This is a genomic window from uncultured Aquincola sp., from assembly GCF_964001545.1.
Lineage (GTDB): Bacteria > Pseudomonadota > Gammaproteobacteria > Burkholderiales > Burkholderiaceae_C > Aquincola.
The window spans coordinates 1-20,114 of sequence record NZ_CAXFDV010000075.1 but is presented as its reverse complement, the minus strand read 5'-3'; the positions used below and the strand labels follow the sequence as shown (position 1 = coordinate 20,114).

21 protein-coding genes and 1 pseudogene are annotated in these 20,114 nt (G+C 71.4%); 13 read left to right on the top strand and 9 right to left on the bottom strand.

Going from position 1 to position 20,114, the window contains the following annotated elements:
- Positions 1 to 216 precede the first annotated feature (216 nt).
- From ABNT58_RS02720 to ABNT58_RS02695, 6 genes and pseudogenes are all read left to right on the top strand, one after another.
- Positions 217 to 465 (top strand): DUF3297 family protein, encoded by a 249-nt coding sequence (locus ABNT58_RS02720; protein WP_348751976.1) that lies wholly within the window; start codon positions 217 to 219, stop codon positions 463 to 465.
- Between the two features lie 76 nt (positions 466 to 541).
- Entirely contained in the window at positions 542 to 3,583 is a 3,042-nt protein-coding gene (locus tag ABNT58_RS02715) for an EAL domain-containing protein (protein ID WP_348751975.1), read from the top strand.
- A complete protein-coding gene (locus ABNT58_RS02710; protein ID WP_348751974.1) occupies positions 3,550 to 4,578 on the top strand; it encodes a GGDEF domain-containing protein in 1,029 nt (342 codons plus the stop codon). Before ABNT58_RS02715 ends, ABNT58_RS02710 begins: the two co-directional genes overlap by 34 nt.
- 14 nt (positions 4,579 to 4,592) lie before the next feature.
- Positions 4,593 to 4,727, top strand: a pseudogene (locus ABNT58_RS02705) (YciI family protein); the annotation flags it as partial.
- Between the two features lie 76 nt (positions 4,728 to 4,803).
- Positions 4,804 to 5,088, top strand: a complete 285-nt coding sequence (locus tag ABNT58_RS02700; RefSeq protein WP_348751973.1) for a hypothetical protein — start codon at positions 4,804 to 4,806, stop codon at positions 5,086 to 5,088.
- An 8-nt stretch (positions 5,089 to 5,096) separates the two neighbouring features.
- Positions 5,097 to 5,594, top strand: coding sequence for a CBS domain-containing protein (locus ABNT58_RS02695; RefSeq protein WP_348751972.1), 498 nt, complete (start codon positions 5,097 to 5,099; stop codon positions 5,592 to 5,594).
- A 70-nt stretch (positions 5,595 to 5,664) separates the two neighbouring features.
- On the opposite strand, the gene ABNT58_RS02690 is transcribed toward ABNT58_RS02695, so the two are convergent.
- Positions 5,665 to 6,129, bottom strand: coding sequence for a ferritin-like domain-containing protein (locus ABNT58_RS02690; protein WP_348751971.1), 465 nt, complete (start codon positions 6,127 to 6,129; stop codon positions 5,665 to 5,667).
- A gap of 30 nt (positions 6,130 to 6,159) precedes the next feature.
- Complete coding sequence (locus tag ABNT58_RS02685; RefSeq protein WP_348751970.1) at positions 6,160 to 6,840, bottom strand: type 1 glutamine amidotransferase domain-containing protein; 681 nt, start codon at positions 6,838 to 6,840, stop codon at positions 6,160 to 6,162.
- A gap of 110 nt (positions 6,841 to 6,950) precedes the next feature.
- Between ABNT58_RS02685 and ABNT58_RS02680 the strand changes: the two genes are divergently transcribed.
- The gene (locus ABNT58_RS02680; RefSeq protein ID WP_348751969.1) at positions 6,951 to 7,838 is read left to right on the top strand and encodes a LysR family transcriptional regulator; all 888 of its coding nucleotides are present in this window, start codon (positions 6,951 to 6,953) and stop codon (positions 7,836 to 7,838) included.
- Here ABNT58_RS02680 and ABNT58_RS02675 read toward each other — a convergent pair.
- Positions 7,835 to 8,296 carry a DUF2934 domain-containing protein gene (locus ABNT58_RS02675; RefSeq protein WP_348751968.1) on the bottom strand — a complete coding sequence of 154 codons (462 nt, stop codon included), beginning with the start codon at positions 8,294 to 8,296 and terminating at the stop codon, positions 7,835 to 7,837. The genes ABNT58_RS02680 and ABNT58_RS02675 overlap by 4 nt on opposite strands.
- A 198-nt stretch (positions 8,297 to 8,494) precedes the next feature.
- On the opposite strand from ABNT58_RS02675, the gene ABNT58_RS02670 reads away from it, so the two are divergent.
- Positions 8,495 to 8,989 carry an FxDxF family PEP-CTERM protein gene (locus ABNT58_RS02670; protein WP_348751967.1) on the top strand — a complete coding sequence of 165 codons (495 nt, stop codon included), beginning with the start codon at positions 8,495 to 8,497 and terminating at the stop codon, positions 8,987 to 8,989.
- Positions 8,990 to 8,995: 6 nt separating this feature from the next.
- Here the strand turns inward: ABNT58_RS02670 and ABNT58_RS02665 are convergent, their stop codons facing one another.
- Together ABNT58_RS02665 and ABNT58_RS02660 are read right to left on the bottom strand one after the other, a co-directional pair.
- Complete coding sequence (locus ABNT58_RS02665) at positions 8,996 to 9,892, bottom strand: NAD(P)H-hydrate dehydratase (RefSeq protein ID WP_348751966.1); 897 nt, start codon at positions 9,890 to 9,892, stop codon at positions 8,996 to 8,998.
- The gene (locus tag ABNT58_RS02660; RefSeq protein ID WP_348751965.1) at positions 9,889 to 10,692 is read right to left on the bottom strand and encodes a histidine phosphatase family protein; all 804 of its coding nucleotides are present in this window, start codon (positions 10,690 to 10,692) and stop codon (positions 9,889 to 9,891) included. Before ABNT58_RS02660 ends, ABNT58_RS02665 begins: the two co-directional genes overlap by 4 nt.
- A gap of 85 nt (positions 10,693 to 10,777) precedes the next feature.
- Between ABNT58_RS02660 and ABNT58_RS02655 the strand changes: the two genes are divergently transcribed.
- On the top strand, positions 10,778 to 11,686 hold the full coding sequence (locus ABNT58_RS02655; protein ID WP_348751964.1) for a bestrophin family protein: 909 nt from the start codon (positions 10,778 to 10,780) through the stop codon (positions 11,684 to 11,686).
- An 81-nt stretch (positions 11,687 to 11,767) separates the two neighbouring features.
- Entirely contained in the window at positions 11,768 to 14,182 is a 2,415-nt protein-coding gene (locus ABNT58_RS02650) for an AI-2E family transporter (RefSeq protein WP_348751963.1), read from the top strand.
- 6 nt (positions 14,183 to 14,188) lie between these two features.
- Here the strand turns inward: ABNT58_RS02650 and ABNT58_RS02645 are convergent, their stop codons facing one another.
- Positions 14,189 to 15,292: an acyltransferase gene (locus ABNT58_RS02645; RefSeq protein ID WP_348751962.1), complete on the bottom strand. Its 1,104-nt coding sequence runs from the start codon at positions 15,290 to 15,292 to the stop codon at positions 14,189 to 14,191.
- Positions 15,293 to 15,395: 103 nt separating this feature from the next.
- On the opposite strand from ABNT58_RS02645, the gene ABNT58_RS02640 reads away from it, so the two are divergent.
- Positions 15,396 to 15,779, top strand: coding sequence for an HPF/RaiA family ribosome-associated protein (locus ABNT58_RS02640; protein ID WP_348751961.1), 384 nt, complete (start codon positions 15,396 to 15,398; stop codon positions 15,777 to 15,779).
- Here the strand turns inward: ABNT58_RS02640 and ABNT58_RS02635 are convergent.
- Positions 15,776 to 16,471: a type 1 glutamine amidotransferase domain-containing protein gene (locus tag ABNT58_RS02635; RefSeq protein ID WP_348751960.1), complete on the bottom strand. Its 696-nt coding sequence runs from the start codon at positions 16,469 to 16,471 to the stop codon at positions 15,776 to 15,778. The two genes, ABNT58_RS02640 and ABNT58_RS02635, sit on opposite strands and share 4 nt — an antisense overlap.
- A gap of 100 nt (positions 16,472 to 16,571) precedes the next feature.
- On the opposite strand from ABNT58_RS02635, the gene ABNT58_RS02630 reads away from it, so the two are divergent.
- Positions 16,572 to 17,489: a LysR family transcriptional regulator gene (locus ABNT58_RS02630; RefSeq protein WP_348751959.1), complete on the top strand. Its 918-nt coding sequence runs from the start codon at positions 16,572 to 16,574 to the stop codon at positions 17,487 to 17,489.
- A gap of 21 nt (positions 17,490 to 17,510) precedes the next feature.
- Here ABNT58_RS02630 and ABNT58_RS02625 read toward each other — a convergent pair whose 3' ends face one another.
- Positions 17,511 to 18,329 carry a hypothetical protein gene (locus tag ABNT58_RS02625; RefSeq protein ID WP_348751958.1) on the bottom strand — a complete coding sequence of 273 codons (819 nt, stop codon included), beginning with the start codon at positions 18,327 to 18,329 and terminating at the stop codon, positions 17,511 to 17,513.
- A 92-nt stretch (positions 18,330 to 18,421) separates the two neighbouring features.
- Positions 18,422 to 19,081 (bottom strand): hypothetical protein, encoded by a 660-nt coding sequence (locus ABNT58_RS02620; protein ID WP_348751957.1) that lies wholly within the window; start codon positions 19,079 to 19,081, stop codon positions 18,422 to 18,424.
- Positions 19,082 to 19,236: 155 nt separating this feature from the next.
- Between ABNT58_RS02620 and ABNT58_RS02615 the strand changes: the two genes are divergently transcribed.
- Positions 19,237 to 20,114 (top strand): metallophosphoesterase (locus tag ABNT58_RS02615; protein WP_348751956.1); only part of this gene is annotated, 878 nt, incomplete at its 3' end.

The window sequence follows — 20,114 nt, the reverse complement described above, 5'->3', positions numbered from 1 at the left end:
TGGCGGCGCGGCTCGAACGGCATGAGCCGGGGCAGTTACAACGCAACTATTGTCTTAGGGATAGACACGCCGGCAAGTACTTCATCACGGGGTGTAGCGTCTGAAACAACAAGCGTGCTGTCATCGGGCCGTCAAGCCGGCGGGTGGGCGGCGGCACAATCGCGCGCAGCGGCGCGCCGTCCGGCCGCCTTTGTCACCTTCAAGCCTTTCACCACCATGACCGACGCCGACAACCGGCCCCCGCTGCCCGACCACCTGTCCATCGACCCCCGCAGCCCGCACCATGTGGCCGCGGTGTTCGAGCACGACATTGGCATCCGCTTCAATGGCAAGGAGATGACCAACGTCGAGGAGTACTGCGTCAGCGCCGGCTGGGTGAAGGTGCCTGCCGGCAAGACGCTGGACCGCAAGGGCCGGCCGCTGCTGCTGCAGCTCAAGGGCAAGGTGGAGCCCTTCTACCGCTGAAGCGCACCCCTGTTACACCTGGGCGCCGCGGCTCAACCTGCTGCAAAGCCCGGCCGATAACCGCATGCGGCACTGGATGACCGCGGCATGTGCAGGCTCGATGAAGTACCCCGGTTATCTCCCAGCGCCCCTCCCTGACGACGAGCCCGCCCGGCTGGCCGCGCTGCGGGACTGCGACCTGCTCGACACCCCGCCGGAAGCCGCCTTCGACAACTTCGCGGTGCTGGCCGCACGCGCCGCCGGCACGCCGGTGGCGCTGGTCACGCTGATCGATGGCGATCGCCAGTGGTTCAAGGCCCAGGTGGGCCTGACGCTCGCGCAGACGCCGCGCGAGCTCTCGCTGTGCGGCCACACCATCTGCGGCCAGGGTCTGATGGAAGTGCCCGACACCCGGCTGGATGCGCGCTTTGCCGGCAACCCGCTGGTCACCGGCGCCTACCAGCTGCGCTTTTATGCGGGCGTGCCGTTGTGCACGCCCGAGGGCCATGCCATCGGCACCTTGTGCGTGATGGACACCCGGCCGCGCACCCTGACCGACGAGGGCCGCGACACGCTGCTGCGCCTGGCGCGGCAGCTGACCCAGCTGCTGGAGCTGCGCTGCATGCGCCAGCGCCATCAACTGGCCGAGGCCGAGCTGGAACGCCTGGCCGTGGTGGCCCGCCACACCAGCCACGGCGTGCTGATCACCGGGCCCGACAACCGCATCGAATGGGCCAATGCCGCCTTCAGCCGCATAACCGGCGTGGTGATGCCGGCCAGCCGCGGCCTCAGGCCCGGCGCGGTGCTGCCCTTCCTGCGGCAGGACCGGCCGGTGCGCGACCAGCTGGCCGCCGCGGTGGCCGACCGCCGGCCCACTCGCGTGCGCACCCGCAGCCAGGCCGACAACGGCGCCTCGCTGTGGATGGACGTGGAGCTGCAGCCCTGGCACGACGACGGCGGCGCCTTCCGCGGCTTCATCGCCGTGGTGTCCGACGTCAGCGCGCTGGTGGCCCAGCATGAGCAATCGCAGGCGCTGTTCGATTCCTTGCCGGTGGGCGTGCTGGTCTACGGGCCCGACCACCGCGCGGTCAACGGCAACCGGGCGGCGGCCGAGATCCTGGGCCGCCGGCTGGCCGACCTGGTGGGCGTGCCCATGCACGAAGCCTTCGGCGACACCGTGCACGAAGACGGCCGCCCGCTGGCCCCGCAGCAGCGCGCGCTGGCCCTGACCCTGGCCGACGGCCAGCCCCGCCACGGCATGGTGATGGGCGTGCGCAGCGGCGACGGCGAGCGCCACTGGCTGCGCATGAGCGCCGCGCCCCTGCACGACGCCGATGGCGCGGTGCGCGGCGCCATCGCCTGCTTTGCCGACGAGACGGCCGAGCGCGCCTCGCGCCAGCTGCTGAACCTGGCCATCGATGCCGCGGCCGTGACGCCCTGGCGCTGGCAGCGCGGCGAAGACGCGGTGGAGGTGGACCGCCTGGCCGCCATCAGCTGCGGCCTGGTGAGCGCGCCGGCCGCCGGCAGCCCGCGGCTGCGCACGCCGTTCTGGCAGGCCGTCAACCCGCAGGACGTGCCGGTGGTGCAAGCCGCGCTGGCCGCGCACGACCAGGACCCCGCCCGGCCCTACCGCGCCGAATTCCGCCTGCGCATGCCCGGCGGTGCCGAGCGCTGGTTCATGGCCACCGGCGCCGCCAGCGAGCGTGACGGCAACGGCCGGGCGCTGCACCTGTCGGGCGTGATCCTGGACATCACCGAACGCAAGGCGGCCGAAGCCGCGCTGCAGCGCGCCGCCACCACCGACAGCCTGACCGGCCTGCCCAACCGCAGCGTGCTCAACGACCGCCTGTCGCTGGTGCTGCGGGCGGCGCCACAGCGCGGCGAACATGGCGCGCTGCTGTTCATCGACCTCGACCACTTCAAGCGCATCAACGACACCTACGGCCACCTGGTGGGCGACCAGGTGCTGCGCGCGGTGGCGCAGCGGCTGGCCGGCCAGCTGCGTGCCGAAGACACGCTGGCGCGCCTGGGTGGCGACGAGATGGTGGTGCTGCTGCCCTGGCTGGGGCCCGACCAGGCGGCGGCCGCCGCCGGGGCGGTGCGCGTGGGCCACAAGCTGCTGGAAGTGCTGGCCGAGCCGCTGCGCATCGACGGCATGGTGTTCAGCCTGCATGCCAGCATCGGCGGCACCTGCTTTCCGAAGCTGCAGGGCGAATCGGCCACCGACCTGATGCGCGAGGCCGACACCGCCATGTACGCCGCCAAGGGCGCGGGCCGCGGCACGCTGCGGCTGTACGAAAGCAGCATGCGCGACAAGGTGGCCGGCCGCCTGGTGCTGGAAGCCGACCTGCGCCATGCGCTGCAGCACGGCGGCCTGAGCCTGGCGCTGCAGGGCCAGTGGCGCCCCGATGGCCGCCTGGCCGCCTGCGAGGCGCTGCTGCGCTGGACCCACCCGCAGCGTGGCCCGGTGAGCCCGGCCGAGTTCATCCCGCTGGCCGAAGAGGGCCCGCTGATCATCGACATCGGCCGCTGGGTGCTGCGCGAGGCCTGCGCGGTGCTGGCCGGCTGGCTGGCGCGCGGCATCGAGCTGCCGATGGCGGTGAACGTGAGCCCGCGGCAGTTCTGCGAGCCGGGCTTCCTGCCCTTCGTGCTGGATGCGCTGCGCGAGGCCGGCGTGCCGCCGCGGCTGCTGACGCTGGAGATCACCGAAGGCGTGCTGCTGGAAGGCGAAGCGCCCGTGCGGCTGCGGCAGCTGGCCGATGCGGGCTTGCGCATTGCCATCGACGACTTCGGCACCGGCTACTCCAGCCTGATGTACCTCAAGCAGCTGCCGGTGCACGAGCTGAAGATCGACCGCAACTTCGTGCGTGACCTGACCAACGACGAAGACGATGCCGCCATCGTGCAGGCGATGCTGGCCATCGCCCGCCGCTTCGGGCTGGACACGGTGGCCGAGGGCGTGGAAACGCGGGCGCAGGCCGACTGGCTGCAGGCGCAAGGCTGTACCCTCCAGCAGGGATTCCTGCACGACCGGCCGCGCCCCGTGGCGCTTTTCGAGCAGCAGCTGCTGACCGCCGGCCCGGCACGACCCACCGCAAGGAGCGCATGCGAAACGCCATCGACCACCTGGGCCGCCTGACGGAGCTGCGCGATCGCGACCTGCTCGACCTGAGCCTGCTGCAGTCCATCCGCGACCTGGTGCGGCCGCAGGCCGTCACGCTGTACCGCGCCGACGACGCCCAGCCGCCGGGCTGGCGCAGCCGGCTGCAGCTCAAGGCCCGGCCGGTGGCCGAGCAACTGGGCGAAGAGGCGCCGCAGGTGGAGTTCGACGGCCTGCCGGCGATCGACGACCACCCGCCGCGCGCGCACTGCCTGTTGCGCGGCGAGCGCCAGCGCCAGGCCGGGCCGCCGGCCTGGACCGGCTTTCCGATGGCCTCCGGCGGCCGCGTGGTGGGCGTGCTGGAGCTGGACACCCGCTACCCGCTCACCCGCGAGGAAGCCGCGCTGGTCACCGGCATGCTGCAGGTGTTCGGCAACTTCCAGGCGCTGCTGGACTACAGCGAGCGCGACACGCTGACCGGCCTGCTCAACCGCAAGAGCTTCGACAGCGCCTTCTTCAAGCTGCTGGCCGACGGGCAGGGCGCCGACCCTGGCATGGAAGAGCGGCGCCGCGGCCAGGGCCGTGCGGTGCACTGGCTGGGCGTCATCGACATCGACCATTTCAAGCAGGTCAACGACCGCCATGGCCACCTGATCGGCGACGAGGTGCTGCTGCTGGTGGCCCAGTTGATGAACAGCAGCTTCCGCGCGAGCGACCGGCTCTACCGCTTTGGCGGCGAGGAGTTCGTGGTGCTGCTGCGCGGCGCCACCGAGGCCGAGGCGCTGCAGGCCTTCGACCGCTGCCGGCTGGCGGTGCAGGGCCACGAGATGCCGCAGGTCGGCCACATCACCATCAGCGCCGGCGTCACGCAGCTGCGCGCCGGCGACACGCCGTCGGCCGCCTTCGAGCGCGCCGACCGCGCCACCTACCACGCCAAGAACCAGGGCCGCAACCAGGTCTGGTCGCATGAAGCGCTGGTGCGCGCCGGCCGCCTGCAGGACAACGACAAGACCGGCGGCGTCGAAATCTTCTGAAGGCGGGTTGTCGCCCGATGCCGGAAGACAGCGAGATCGAGATCCGCCCCTTGTTCGAGGCCGTCGACTTCGGCGAGGCGCTGACGCCCGAGCTGCGTGCGCAGGAAGACCGGCTGCGTGCGCAGCTGGACGCCCCGCGCGGCGCCTGACCGCGGGCACGCAGCCTGCCCAGCAGGCGTCGTGGCGGCGCCCTTCGGTGCCGCACGGCACTTGAAGGATGGGCTCATGAACCTCTTGAAACTCGGCGGCCTGATCGGCCTGGTGTACTTCGGCCGCAAGGTCATCGCGCGGCAAGGCCGGTCGGCCTGGTCGCAACGCCTGGCCAGTGCGGTGCCGGCCCTGGCCGGCAGCGTGGCGGGTGCGGGCAGCGGCACCGGCAACCCCGGTGAGCGCTTGAATGCAGCAAGGCTTTCCGCGGTGCCTTCGGGCGCCGGGCTGGCGGGCTCTTCGGCGCAGTCCGGCCCCGGCCCTTCGGCCACCGGCCTGGCCGACTTCAACCGCGGGGCCTGAGGCAGCCCATGACCCAAGTTGCAGACCTCATGACCCGTGGCGCCAGCACGCTGGCGCCGGGCGACAGCCTGGTGAAGGCCGCGCGCCTGATGGCCGAGCAGGACATCGGCGCGGTGCCCATCTGCGCCGACGGCGCGCTGCTGGGCATCGTCACCGACCGTGACATCACCGTGCGTGGCGTGGCCGAAGAACGGCCGCTGCACATCACGCGGCTGGAAGACGTGATGTCGCCCGACCCGCAGACCTGCCTGGAAACCGACGACCTCGACCTGGTGGTCGAGCGCATGAAGGAGCAGCAGATCCGCCGCCTGCCGGTGCTGGACGCCCAAGGCCAGCTCACCGGCATGCTGTCGCTGGGCGACGTGGCGCTGCAGGACCGCGGCGCGGTGGCGGGCCAGACGCTGGCCACCATCTCCGAGCCGGCCGGCACGCCCACGGGCGACCCGATCGCGGCCGACACCGACCCGGAGACGGGTCCGGACTCGCCGACGATGGCGCAGGGCTGATCACCTGTGAACAAGCTGGCCAGGGCGTCTGCACGCCCTCGGCCTTGGCCCTCGAAAACGCGAGGAGGGCTCAGCTGCGGCCGGCGATGTAGGCCCGTTCGCCCATGCGCTCAAGCAGGTTGAGCTCGCTCTTCAGCCAGGACAGGTGGGCTTCTTCATCGGCCAGGATGTCCTCGATCAGCCGACGGGTGACGGCGTCATGGGCGGCGGCCACGGCCTCGGCTGCCGCATTCAGCACGGGGCGCGCTTCCAGCTGCGTGGCAAGGTCGAGGTGGAGCACTTCAGGCAGGGTGCTGCCCAACTGCGGCACCGCCAGCGTGAAGCTCGGCCGACCATCGAGGTCGAGCAGGCGGTCTGTCAGCTGCTGCAGCGTCGCCGGCTCATCGGCTATGTGCGCCTGCATCTGGGTCGCCAGGCTGGACAAGCCCAGGGCCTTGATCACCGCCAGGTGCGTCTGGTGCTGCACGGTGCCTTGCCAGAAGGCACTGATCAGGCGGTTGAGCACGCCGTGAACGGGGTTGGGGTCGAGGTTCATGCGCAGCGTTCTGGCAGAAGTCGTGGCACTTCAGGCCAACTGGGCCAGCAGGGCCTTGGCCACGCCTTCCGAACTGGCCGGGTTCTGGCCCGTCACCAGGCGGCCATCGACCACGACATAGGGCGCCCAGTCAGGACCTTTTTCGTAGAGGCCGCCCTGCGCCTTGAACTCGTCCTCGATCAGGAAAGGCACCACGTCGGTGAGCTCGACGGCATCTTCTTCGCCGTTGGTGAAGCCGGTGACGCGCCGGCCCTGCACCAGGGGTTCGCCGTTGGCCTTCTTGACATGCCGCAGCGCCCCGGGCGCGTGGCATACGAAGCCGATGGGTTTGCCCGCGCGCTCGAAGGCCTGGATCAGGTCGATGGACTGCTGCGACACCGCCAGATCCCACAGCGGGCCGTGGCCACCGGGGTAGAAGACGCAGTCAAAGTCGTCGGCTTTCACGCTGTCCAGCGGCACGGTGTGCGCCAGTGCCTGCTGGGCCGCGGGATCGGCCTTGAAGCGGTGGGTGAGCGTGGTCTGGAACTCGGGCAGGTAGCTCTTGGGGTCCAGGGGCGGCTGGCCGCCCATCGGCGATGCCAGCACGAGCTCGGCTCCGGCGTCCAGGAAGGCGTAGTAGGGGGCTGCAAATTCTTCGAGCCAGAAGCCGGTCTTCTTGCCGGTGTTGCCCAGCTGGTCGTGGGAGGTGAGCACCATCAAGATTTTTTTCATATCACTCGCCATCGGGGTCTGTTGGAAACGATCTCATGCTAGGCGATGGTCGGCAAATTTGGCAGTTCTGAATTTTGCGGTGTGGCATCAATGAATTTATGCTTGTATCCATGTCGCTCACCCGCTTGCGCACCTTCGTCGAGGTGTATCGCCAGGGCTCCATCACAGCCGCTGCGCTCCGGCTCAGCCTCACCCAGCCGGCGGTGTCACAGCACATTGCGGGCCTTGAGTCTGCGCTGGGCCGCCGTCTCTTCGTGCGCGAGCGGCACGGTGTGCGCCCCACTGCCGCCGCCGACGAGCTGGCGGCTGATGTCGGCGATCGGCTGGACGCGGCCGAATCGGCGCTGGCCTCGGCCAAGGCCCGCTCGGTGGAGCTGGCCGGGGCGCTGCAGGTGGTGGGTCACGCCGACTTCCTGGCCGAGGTGGTGGCTGCCGAGCTGGCACCCTTGCTGCAGCGGGGGGTCAGGGTGCGGCTGCAAGCTGGCGATCGCGACCGCATCCAGCAGCTGCTGGTGGACGGGGACTGTGAGCTGGGCCTGTCTGCCTACGCCGTCACCGACCCACGCCTGTGCTGCGAACTAATCCGCAGTGAGCCCACAGCGGCGGTGGCCGCGCCTGTCGTGGCGCGGCGAGTGTTGGCCGCCACCGACCTGAAAAGCGCGTTGCTGGCTGAACCGGTGCTGGCCTACAGCCTGGAGCTGCCCATCATCGAGGACTGGCTGGCCCGCAACGGGCTGGCCCTCCATCCGCTGCTGCCCGCCTTGATCGGTCAGGACCTGCGTTCGCTGCGCAGCCTGCTGGTGGCCGGTTTTGGCTGGTCCGTGCTGCCCGCCTACCTGTGCCGCGCGGCCATCGCCACCGGTGCATTGGCCGAGATCCCGGCGCCGGTGGCAGCCACCGAGCTCAACTACTACCTGATCTGGGCGCCCAGTGCGCTGCGCCAGCCGCGCGTGGCCCACGCACGCGAGACGCTGCTTCAGCGGCTGCGCAGCAGCTAGGCGTTTTTGTTCGAAGCAGCGCGATCGCCACCGCCATCCACCTCGCGCTCGGCCTCCAGCCAGTCGCGTTCGTGGTCGCCGTCGGTCTGGCCGCGGGCCAGCCAGCGGTGGTAGGCCGCTTCGCGCACGCGCTGTTCGCGGCTGCTGGCGGGGTCTTGCGCCGGCGCGGCGGCTGCGGGGCTGTCGGGCTCAGCGATTGTCTTGGCGGCGCTCTTGGTCGCGCCCTTGGGTGCGCTCTTCGGTGCGCTCTTCGGTGCGGTGCTCTTGCCTTTGTCCTCGACGGCCGGCTGGGCGCCGGACTTCGGCGCGCCCTTGTCGGCGGTCGTGGCGCTTTCCGCAGCCACCTCGGCGCTCGCCGCTTTGGCGGCCTTCTTGCCCGGTGTCTTGGCGGCGTCCTTGGCGACGGCCTTGGGCGCGGGCGGTTTGGCGGAGGATGCGGCGGTGGAGGCTTTGGCCATGGAAGGTCTCGAGGTGGTGGAAGCGCCACGCCCGGCAAACGACGTGCCTTGCCGTAACGGTGGCCAAAACGGCAGCAGTGCATGCTGGCGTTGCAAGCGGTTGGGGAGTAATCTGAAGCGGAGAGTCGAGGGGCGTGGAGGCACGTCGCTTGCCCTTCGCGCACCACTGCAATTGCGCAGCAAGCCGTGAGGAGTGAGATGAAACCGCAAGCTTTGTGGGCCGCCGCCGCGCTGGCCGTCACCGCCCTGCAGGCCGGCGCCGTGGCGCTGCCGTCCAGCTCGTTCGACGACGTGTCGTCAACCTACTTCTTCGACGTCAAGCGCATCGGCGCGGGCGACACCGCCTTCAACTTCTTCTTCGAGCCCGCCGGCAGCGAAATTGGTCGGCAGTACCGCATCAGCGGCGACATCAGCGCCACCAACTTCAGCTTCAGCAGCGTCACGCTCAACGGCACGCCGTTCCAGCTGCAGCCCACCGCGGGCGGCAACTTCCTGGGCGTGATCGGCACCACCAACGGCGGCCCGCTGGAAGTGGAGATCACCGGCAGCTTCACCGGCGCGCCGGGCAGCTACGGCAACCTGCAAGGCTCGCTGGTGCTGGCTCCGGTGCCCGAGCCCGAGACCTATGCGCTGATGCTGGCCGGCCTGGGCGCCGTCGGCTTGGCGGCGCGTCGGCGCAGCCGCAGCCACTGAGTCTGATCAGCCGGCCAGCTCGCGCAGCAGGTCGGGCACTTCGCCGGCCAGCTCACGCGCCAGCAGGCCGAGCGGGCCGAGCCGGCGCGTCAGCCGCTCGCCGGCCCGCGCATGCAGCACCACGCCCCAGGCACAGGCCTGGGGCAGTGGCGCCCCACGTGCCGCCAGCCCGGCGATCAGGCCGGCCAGCGTGTCGCCCGAGCCTGAAGTGGCCAGGCCCACATTGCCGCCGTCATGGCGCCACAGCCGGCCATCGGGCGCCGCGATGTGGGTCTGCCGGCCCTTGAGGGCCACCACCGCCTGCCAGCGCCTTGCGGCCTCGCGCGCCATCGTCTGCGGCTGCTGCTGCACCGCCGACTTGTCGGCGCCGGCGAGCGAGGCCATCTCGCCCGCATGCGGCGTCAGCGCCAGCTGCGCTGCCAGCGGCCAGCCTTCGGGCAGCTGGCGCACCACGGACATGCCGTAGGCATCCAGCACCACCGGTAGGTCGCCGCATGCGGGCAGCAACCGGCAGGCGAAGGCGATGGCGGCTGCTTCGTCCTGCAGACCGGGGCCGAAGAGCAAGGCGCAGGCGCCCGGCAGCAGCGGCTGCAGCTCGTCGACGCCGTTCAAGGCCAGGCCGCCTTTGGCCGTTTCGGGCAGCGGCAACACCCGCGCCTCAGGCACCGCCAGCGCCACGCCGGCCGCGATGCTGGCGGCGGTGGCGATGGTCAGCTTGCCGGCGCCGGCGCGCAGTGCCGCCACCGCCGCCAGCACCGCCGCGCCCGGCATCTGCGGGCTGCCGGCCACCACCAGCACGCGGCCGCGCTGCTCCTTGTCGCCGTTGTCGTCGGGCATGGGCAGCGGCCAGGCGCGCAGCGCGGCGTCGTCCAGCAGTTCGGCGGGCGCTTGTTCGGCTTTCATGACTTCGGCGCCGCGGGCTGGTCGGGCTCGGCGGTCACGGCTTCGCCGGCGTCCGCCACCGGGCGCACGAAGTTGGCCTGCTGCAGCGCCAGCTTGCCGCGGCGGCCGCGCGCGGGGTCGAAGGCATACCAGGTGACGGCGCAGTTGGGCACGTCGCCGGCGCGGTCGGTTTCCAGCACCTGGGCTTCGTCCATGCGTTCGAGCAGGTAGCGCAGGCAGTTCACGATGACCTGGTGCGCCACGATCAGCACCCGCTCGCCGCGGTGCTCGCGGGTCACGGTTTCCAGCACGCTGCGCAGCCGCAGAATCACGTCGCACCAGCTTTCGCCGCCCGGCGGGCGGAAGTAGAACTTGCCCACGTGGCTGCGCTGCTCGGCCAGCTGCGGATGCTGCTGCGTGATGCCCAGCCGCGTGAGCCGGTCGAGGATGCCGAACTCCTTTTCGCGCAGCCGTTCGTCCACGGTGATGCGCAGCTCGCCGTCACCGTCGGGGTCGCTCAGCCCGGCGGCCTGCATCACCAGCTGCGTGGTCTGGCGCGCGCGCACGTAGGGCGAGCACAGCACCACGTTCGGCCGCTCGTCGGCCGGCATGTCGCGGAACCATTCGCCCAGCGCCAGCGACTGGCGTTCGCCCAGCGCCGACAGCGGCACGTCCATGTCGCGGGTGGCGATGTCGATCAGGGGCAGGCCGGCGGCCTCGGCCCGGTCGCGTGCCACGTTGCCGGCGCTCTGGCCATGGCGCACCACCCACAGGCGGTCGGGCCATTTCTGCTCGGTGGTGTCGGGGAGCGTGGCGGTCATGGGCAGCGGGGCCGCGTGGCGCGGCGGGTGGTGAATGACGCCCGGCGGCAAGGCACATGCCGCCCGGCGGCGGCCACAATCGGCCATGATCGTGCGACCCCGCCCCGCCGCCTGGCGGCTCTTTTTCGTGCTGCGCGGCTCCATCGTGCCGCACATCGCCGGCAAGCTGGCGCTGGTGGCCGGCGTCTCGGTGCTGGCGGTGTGGCTGCACGGCCGGCTGCCGCAGCTGGGCGCGGCCCACCTGGCGGCGGTGCCGTTTTCGTTGCTGGGGCTGGCGTTGTCGGTGTTCCTGGGCTTTCGCAACAACGTCTGCTACGACCGCTGGTGGGAGGCCCGCAAGCAGTGGGGCGCGCTGCTGGCCGCCAGCCGGGCGCTGGCGCGCGAGGTGCTGGTGGTGCTGCCCGGGCCGGGCGATGCCATCGTGCGCCGCTGCATCGGCTTTGCCCATGCGCTGGCCGCCCGCCTGCGGGAAGAAGATGCGGTGGCCGCCGCCGCGCCCTGGCTGCCCACGGCCGAGCAGGCGGCGTTGGCGGCTGCGCGCAATGCCAACAACCTGATTGCCGCACGCATCGCGCACGACCTGGCCGCCGCGCGCCAAGCCGGCACCCTGCCCGACATCGTCTACCAGGGCCTGCTGGTCCATCTGCACGAATGCACCGCGGTGCAGGCGGCCTGCGAGCGGCTCAAGGGCACGCCCACGCCATTCGCCTATTCGCTGCTGCTGCATCGCACCGCCTGGTTCTTCTGCCTGCTGCTGCCGTTTGGACTGGCGCCCACGCTGGGCGCGATGACGCCGTTGGTGGTGGTCATCGTCGCCTACACCTTCTTCGGGCTCGATGCGCTGGGCGACGAACTGGAAGAACCTTTCGGCCGCGCCGACAACGACCTGCCGCTGGACGCGCTGGTGCGCGGGCTGGAGATCGACCTGCTGGAAGCGCTGGGCGAGGCCGAACTGCCGCCGCCGCTGCTGCCGCAGGCTTATGTGCTGAGTTGAACCGGCCGCTGAACCAGGGCGCTCAGCCCTGATCAGGGGGTCGCGGCCCGAGCGGGCCCGCCGCCTGCCACAGGGCTTGTCATGAAGAAGGTCGACCTGCCCCCCGAGGAGATGGCGCGCCCCGGCAGCCCCTTGCTGGCGCTGCTGCCGGAGGCGCGACTCCTGGTGTCCATGATCACCGGCGCGGTGGTCATCGCGGCGCTGTACTTCGGTCGCGCGATCCTGATGCCGCTGTTTCTGGCGTTCCTGCTGGGCTTCATGCTCGACCCGCTGGTGGTGCGCCTCAAGCGCTGGGGCCTGCCGCGGGTGTATGCGGTGGTGGCGGTGATGGTGGGCGTGCTGGCCGCGCTGGGCCTGGCGGCGGTGTTCCTGGGCAACCAGGTCAGCGCCCTCAGCGCCCAGCTGCCCACTTACCAGAGCAACATCCAGCACAAGCTGCGCGAGCTGCGCAGCAAGGCCGGCCAGCCCGGCATGTTCGACGGCGCGGTGCGCACCTTCGACGCCGTGCAACGCGAGGTGAACAAGGCCGCCACCAGCCGCAGCGGCCCGGCGGTGCAGCGGGTGCAGGTGGAAGAACGCCCGCCCACGCCGATGGAGCAGGCCATCGGCTGGCTGGAAGTGGGCATGGAGCCGCTGGCCACCGCCGGCATCGTGCTGGTGTTCACTGTGCTGGTGCTGCTCGACCGGGTGGACCTGCGCGACCGGCTGTTGCGGCTGTGGGGCGGCAGCCTGCACCGCAGCACCGATGCGATGGACGAGGCCGGCCGCCGCATCAGCCGCTACCTGACGATGCAACTGGCGGTGAACGTGAGCTACGGCGTGCCGATGGCGCTGGGGCTGTGGGCCATCGGTGTGCCGGGGGCGCTGCTGTGGGGCGCGGTGGCGGCCTTGATGCGCTTCGTGCCCTACGTGGGCCCGATGATCGCGGCGGTGTTTCCGCTGGCGCTGGCGTTTGCGGTCGATCCCGGCTGGGACATGGTGCTGTGGACCGGGGCGCTGATCGTGGTGCTGGAACTCATCAGCAACAACATCGTGGAGCCGCTGCTGTACGGCGCCAGCACCGGGCTGTCGGCCATGTCGCTGATGGTGGCGGCCACCTTCTGGACGGCGCTGTGGGGCCCGATCGGCCTGATCATGAGCACGCCGCTGACGGTGTGCCTGCTGGTGGTGGGCCACCACCTGCCGCGTTTTGCCTTCCTCAACGTGCTGCTGGGCAGCCAGCCGGCGCTGGACCCGCCCACCCGGCTGTACCAGCGGCTGCTGGCCGGCGATGAAGAAGAGGCCATCGAGGTGGCCACCCAGCAGGCCCACGACGGGGACCTGACCAATTTCTACGACGACGCCGGCCTGCCCGTGCTGCGCATGGCCACCAGCGACCATGCCAGCGTGGCCACCGCCGAGCACCGCCACCGCGTGGTCACCGGCATGGACCGCCTGCTGGACGAACTGACCGAGCTGCATCCGCCACCCGCCGGCGGCCGGCCCGCGGCCGTGTGCATCGGCGGCAAGTGGGAGGTGGACACCCTGGCCGCCCGCATGCTGGCCCATGCGCTGAGCCTGCAGGGGCGCCCGGCCGACCACCGGCCCGCCGCGGCGCTGACGGCCGAGACGCTGGCCCGGCTGGACCTGCGGGGCGCCCGCACCGTGTGCATCAGCTACTTCGCGCGCGACCCGGCCGCGGCCGCCCGCCAGTTCTGCAAGCGGCTGCGGCGGCTGTACCCCGACCTGCGCATCGTGCTGGGCCTGTGGAACGCGCCCAACCTGCTGCAGCAAGGGGAAAGCCTGGACAGCCTGGGCGCCGACGCGGTGGTCAGCAGCATCGGCGAGGCGATGGTGCGGCTGGCGCAATTCATGGGCGACGACCTGCCCGAAGGCTTCCTGGCCGCGCCGCAGACCGAGGACGACCCCGCCCGGCTTCAGGCGCTCAAGGACAGCGGCCTGCTGGACCCGCGCGCCCGGGTGCTGCTGGAAGCCGCCTCGCGCCGGGCGGCCGACATCTTCGACGTGCCGCTGGCGATGGTGTCGTTGATCACCGAAGACCGGCAGATCGTCGGCGGCTCCTTCGGCCACCTGCCGCCGCCGCCGGGCTCCGACGGCAGCGAGGGCGCCGTGGCCGCCACCGAGCCGCTGGACGCCGAGCGGCGCCTGTCGCTGTGCGGCCATGTGGTGGCCGACGGCCACACGATGGTGGTGCCTGACATCGCACGCGACCAGCGCTTTGCGCACAACCCGGTGATGCGCGAGCGCGCGCTGCGCTTTTACGCGGGCGCGCCGCTGGTCGATGGCGCCGGCTTCAAGATGGGCACGCTGTGCCTGATGGACGTGGAGCCGCGCACGCTGACCAAGCGCGAGGTGCGGCTGCTGGAAGCCATGGCCGCCGACCTGATGTCGCTGCTGCGCGCCGAGGTGGAACAGTGGAGCACGCTCACCGAACCGCGCGAAGCGCCGGAGCCACCGTCGGCCACGGTCGGCCAGCTGGTGCCCGGCACGTCCTGAACCGGCTCAACCGGCGGCGGTGCCCGCCATCGGGCTGCTGGGCGTGCCGGTGCCGGCGCGTCGGCGTGATCGCCAGCGCCGGGCCGCGGCCAGCGCGGGCTTTTCCACCGCATGCCAGGACAGCACCGCCAGCACCAGGGTGAACAGCGTGGACACGGCGATGTGCGTGCCCAGGCCGATCTGCGGCTGCAGCGCCGTCACCGCCTGCTGCACTGGAAATGCATAGATGTACACGCCGTACGAGTAGTCGCCCAGCCGGTTGAACTGCCGCAGCGCGCCGCCCGGCAGGTAGGCCAGCGCCAGCACCAGGTAGGCCAGTGGCAGCGGGTAGACGGCGGTGTAAAGGCGCGACTGCAGCAGCGTGCCGGCCGCAAGCACCGCCACGCAGGCGAAGGCGGCGCCCGCCCGCAGCCGCAGCCGGTCGCGGCCCTGGTAGGCCAGTGCGCCCAGCGAGAACATCAGCAGCAGCCGGCTGCGCGGGTCATCCGCGCCCTGCAGCGCGGCGCGCACCAGCAGCGCGGCGGCGCCCAGCGCCAGCAGGGCCCAGGCCAGCGTGACCGCCTGGCGCTGCCGGTGGCCGGCCAGCCGGGCCACCACGCCCACGGCGGCCAGCAGCGCATAGCAGCGCACCTCGTGCGGCAGCGTCCACAACGAGCCGTTGACGGCGCCGGCAAAGGGGTTGTCCTCGAACACGCGGGGCAGCAAGCCGGTGGTGCCGCCAAAGAGCGTGCTGTTCTTGAGCACGTAGATCCAGGTCTCCGGCGCCCCGAAGTACCCGGCCGCATCGGCCTTGCTGAAGAGGTAGAGCACCGGCACCGACAGCGCCACCATGGCCCACAGGCCGGGCAGCACCCGCGCCGCCCGTGCCAGCGCAAACGCGCGCAGCGAAGGCACATGCCACCAGCTGGACATCACCAGCAGGCCGCTGCAAAAGAAGAACACGTCCACCGCGATGGCGCCGGGCGTGATGCCCAGTGCGTGCCAGGGCTCGGCCCGCGGGCCGCCGGGGGCCAGCACGTAGCTGTGGCTGACCAGCACCATCAGCGCGGCGGCCAGACGGATGAGGTTCAGGTTGTTGTCGCGACTGCGATCGACGGACCCCAACAACATGCGCAAACCCCTGTGCCCCACGACGGCGAAGCTCGCGAGTGTAGGGGCCGGCCCGGGCATGCGCGTTGCCGCGATGCGTCACACCATTGACAGCGGAGATCGCATGCAAATACAGGTCGAGACCGACAACCACATCGAAGGCCGCCAGGCGCTGAGCGAGCACGTGCAAGGCGTCATCGAAGACGCGGTGGACAAGTACCGCGACCATGTGACGCACGTGACGGCCCACCTGGGCGACCTGAACAGCGGCGAGAAGTCGGGCAGCAACGACATGCGCTGCCTGCTCGAGGCGCGGGTCACCGGCGTCAAGAACATCGCGGTGAGCCACCAGGCCGACAACCTGCACCTGGCCATCGAAGGCGCGGCCGACAAGCTGCAGCATGCGCTGGCCACCTCGGTGGGCAAGCTGCAGGACCAGCAGCGCCGGGCTCCGCCCAGCGGTCAGCTGACGGCTGACCTGCTGCGCGACGACCCTGATGCCGTTTAAGCGCTGACAGCCTTCATCACCTCGGCCGCCACCAGCGCCGAGGACTGCGGGTTCTGGCCGGTGATCAGCTGGCCGTCCCGCACCACGAAGGGCTGCCAGTCGCCGGCGCCGACGAACTGGCCGCCCAGTTCGCGCAGACGGCTCTCCAGCAGGAAGGGCACCACTGCGGTCAGGCCCACGGCGGCTTCTTCCGAATCGGTGAACGAGTTCACCTTCAGGCCCTGCACGATGGATTGGCCATCCGGCCGCCTGGCCGTGACCAGCCCGGCCGCGCCGTGGCACACCGAGGCCACCACCTTGCCGGCCGCCCAGGCCTGCTCCACCGCGCGGGTGACCCCGGCGTCGGTCGGCAGGTCCCACATCGTGCCGTGGCCGCCGGGCATGAACATCGCATCGAACTGGCCGGCGTCCATCGTGTCGGCACGGGCGGTGTTGCGGATGCGCGCCTGCATCGCCTCGTCGGCCAAAAAGCGCTCCACCACCTCGTCGTTCTCCCCCTGGGGCTTGAGGCTGCCCGGGTCGATGGGCACCGCGCCGCCGGCGGTGGAGGCCAGCACCACCTCGGCGCCGGCATCGGCCAGCGCGTAGTAGGGCGCTGCCAGCTCTTCGACCCACAGGCCGGTGGGCTTGCCGGTGTCGCCCAGGCGGTCGTGGCTGGTCAGGATCATCAGGATGCGCGGTCTGCGGTTCATCAGGAACTCCTTGTTCAAAAACGGATGCAAGCACTTTAGAACCTGCAGCCGAGGCTATAAAGCCGCTTCGTGGAACTTCATCCATTACACGGGGGTACAAATGGCCCGTTCCTTCGACCCGGTGCAGCTGGGCAGCATCGAGCTGTTCTGCAAGGCGGCCGAGCTGGGCAGCTTCACCGCTGCGGCCGAGGCGCTGGGCGTCACGCCGGCGGCCGTCAGCCGCTCGATCGCGCGGCTGGAGCAGCGGCTGGGCGTGCGGCTTTTCGTGCGCAGCACCCGCAGCATCCGCCTGACCGGCGACGGCGAGCTGTACCGCACCGAATGCCAGCAGGCGCTGGAGCAGATCGCCGAGGCCGAGCGCGCCATCACCGGCCACCAGCGCACGCCCAGCGGCTTGCTGCGCATCAGCGTGCCCACCACCTACGCCCACCACCGGCTGCTGCCGCTGCTGCCGGCCTTCAACGCTGCCTACCCCGGCGTGGCGCTGGAGCTGAACATCAGCAACCGCAACGTCGACCTGGTGGACGACGGCTACGACCTGGTGATCCGCCTGGGAGAGCCGCAGGACTCGCGGCTGATCGCCCGCAAGCTGGAAGACGCCACGCTGGGCCTGTTCGCCTCACCCGCCTACCTGCAGGCGCGCGGCACGCCCCATCGGCTGCAAGACCTGACCGCCCACGACTGCATCCAGTTCATCCTGCCCAGCACCGGCCGCCCGCTGCCCTGGCTGCTGCGCGACGCCAGTGGCGGTGTGGTGGAACACCACTTCAAGAGCAGCCGCCAGGTGCATGAAGACGTGCTAGGCGTGGTCACCTGGGCCCGCGCGGGCGGCGGCATCAGCCAGATCTACCACTTCATCGCCGAAGAAGCGGTGCGCCGCGGCGAGCTGGTGGAGGTGCTGCCCCAGCTGGCCGGCGCCACCCGGCCTTTTTCCATCCTGTATCCCCAGAACCGGCACCTGTCGGCGCGGGTGAGGGCGTTCGTGGAGTTTCTGGTGGCTCGGCTTCGAGCGGGCTGAGGCGGGGGCGGCCGCCGGGCTTCATGGGCAAGCCTGCGCGCTGAGCGTGAGCGTGGGTTGCGGCCGGGCCGGCGTGGCCTGGCTGTGCAGTGATTGCCGTGTGCGGCTGGCCCAGTCCTGGAAGGGGGCGGACGGCACGACGCCGGCCCGCCACATGCGCAAGGACTCTCCATGGTTGCCGCGCATGCACCACTGCAGCGCCGGCACGGGGCCCGGGCCGTGGTCGGGCTCATGGAATTCGTTCCAGGCGCCACCCAGCAGGGCGATGGCGTTGCCGAAGTTCAGCTTCTCCAGACCTTCGCTGCGTGTGTACACGTTCAGCCAGGTGCCGGCCCCGGTCTCGCTTGGGCGGGCGGTGAAGGTGGACACCGGGTCGAGCGTGACCAGCAGGTCCACGCGCGGCACCTGGGGCGTGGCCGCCAGGTAGGCGGACAACTGCGCTGCGGTGGCGCCCCCATTGCTCCAGCCGACCACGACGAGGGTGGAGATGGCGCCCGTGCTGGCGTGGTGCGACAGACGCTGCGCGATCGGCAGATGGCCGTGCCACCAGTCAGCGCGCCCGGGCAGCAGGCCGTCGCTTTCCGCCGGCTCGCCGGTCCAGGTCATGTAGTCGGTGGAAATCGCCGCCCGTTCCATCGCCAGGGCGCGGGCCAGGTCCTCCGCCACCGTCTCGCGCATCGGCCACAGCCCCTTGTCGCCGGCGCCTTCCGAGTTGCCGCCGACCAGGAGCAGCAACACACCGGGCGGCTTCCTCACGTCCTCGAACGAAGCGTCGCGCTCGTTGGTCAGCGCGCAGCCCGACAGGCCGAAGACCAGCAACCATCCCCATCCTGCACGCATGCCGGCCTCCAGCGTTGTGCCGGTTGCCCGGCTGGCCAGCCACCATAGGGTGCGCTGGGCCGGCGCGCGTCCTCAGATCGGAGGACGGCTGCTCAGAACACCCCCGCCTCCTGCGCCCCGTTCAGGATCGCGGTCGCCAGGCCGCCCATCGGGCCCTGGATGTCGTCCGAGGGCGGGGCGGAGGCGCGGGCGGTCCAGATGACTTGGCCGCCGCGGGCGTCGATGATGCGGCTGCTGGCGCTGTAGGCGGTGCTGCGGCGCTCGCCGCCGCCGATGGGCACGGCCACGCCCACGCCGCCGCCCACATGGCCGCCGCCGAAGCCGAAGCTGCCCAGGCCGATGGAAAATGCAGGCCCGCCGCCGCTGCCGGCCCCGCCGGCCCAGGCCGAGACGGTGGTGGCCAGCACCGCGATGGCGCCGGCCTGCCGCGCCGGGGCCAGGTACTGGTCGTCGGGCACCGGTTGGCCCGGCTGGGGCGGCATGATCTGCGGCGCCACCACCGCGCTGCCGCCTTGCGCCACCACGGCGCCGGCCATCTGGTCTTCGCAGGTGCGCTTGACCGCCGGGTCCACCGCCTCGCAGGCCACCAGCACCTTGGCGCCGGCCAGCCGCAGCGTGGGCCGCTGCGGCGCGGTCCATTGGCCTTCGATCTTGGGTGAAGCGGCGCAGCCGGCCAGCAGGGCGGCGGCCACGGTGGCGGCCAGGGTCGCGCCCAGGCGGCGCGGGGCGGTAGAGGGGTGCAGCTGGTTCATGTCGGTCTCTCCCGGGCCGGCCGAAGATGGTGGCCCCTGCCTGCAACGCGGCAAGGGCAATGCCCGGCGACCGGCGCCTGCCGCAGGTCGGCGGCGTCCCCTTTTGCCCTGGTTGAAGCTTGCGGGTTGACCCCCACCTGCCTGCGATGCCCGTGTTGCTGCTGCTCCTCCTGCTCCACCTGTACGTCGGTGCCCGCCTGGTGCCGCCTTTGCCGGGGCTGGTGGCCCCCGGGCTGTTGGCGGTCTGGTTGCTGGCCTCGCTGGTGCTGATTCCGCTCAGCTTCTTCGAGCGACGGGCCACCGACCGGGCAGCGGCCGACCGGCTGAGCTGGGCCGGCATGCTGGCGCTGGGCGTGTTTTCGCTGCTGGGCGTTTTCACCGTGCTGCGCGACTTGTTGCTGCTGGCGGTGTGGGGCCTTGGCCACCTGCCGGCGGTGCAGGCCAGCGGTTTTGCAGCGGTGGGCGGCGTGGCCGGCGCATCGGGCTGGCCGGGCCTGCAGGCGGGCAGCGCCTGGGCGGTGCTGGGCCTCAGCGGCCTGGGCACGCTGGCGGGGCTGGTCGGCGCGCGGCGGCGGGCGCCGGTGCGCCGGGTGGACATCGCCGTCGATGGCCTGCCGCCGGCGCTGCACGGCTTCACCGTCGCGCAGATCACCGACGTGCACGTGGGCCCCACGGTCAAGCGCGCCTATGTGCAGCGCATCGTCGACGCGGTCAACGCGCTGCAGCCCGATGCGGTGGCCATCACCGGCGACCTGGTGGACGGCCGGGTGGCCGACCTGCAGGGCGACGTGGCGCCTCTGGCCGGCCTGCGTTCGCGCCACGGCAGCTTCTTCGTCACCGGCAACCACGAGTACTACAGCGGCGCCGAAGAGTGGGTGCAGGCGCTGCAAGGCCTGGGCGTGCAGGTGCTGCTCAACCGGCACGTGGTGTTGCAGCACGAAGGCGCGCCGGTGGTGATGGCCGGCGTGGCCGACTGGAGCGCCGGCCAGTTCGTGCCCGGCCACCGCAGCGACGCCCGCGCCGCCATGGCGGG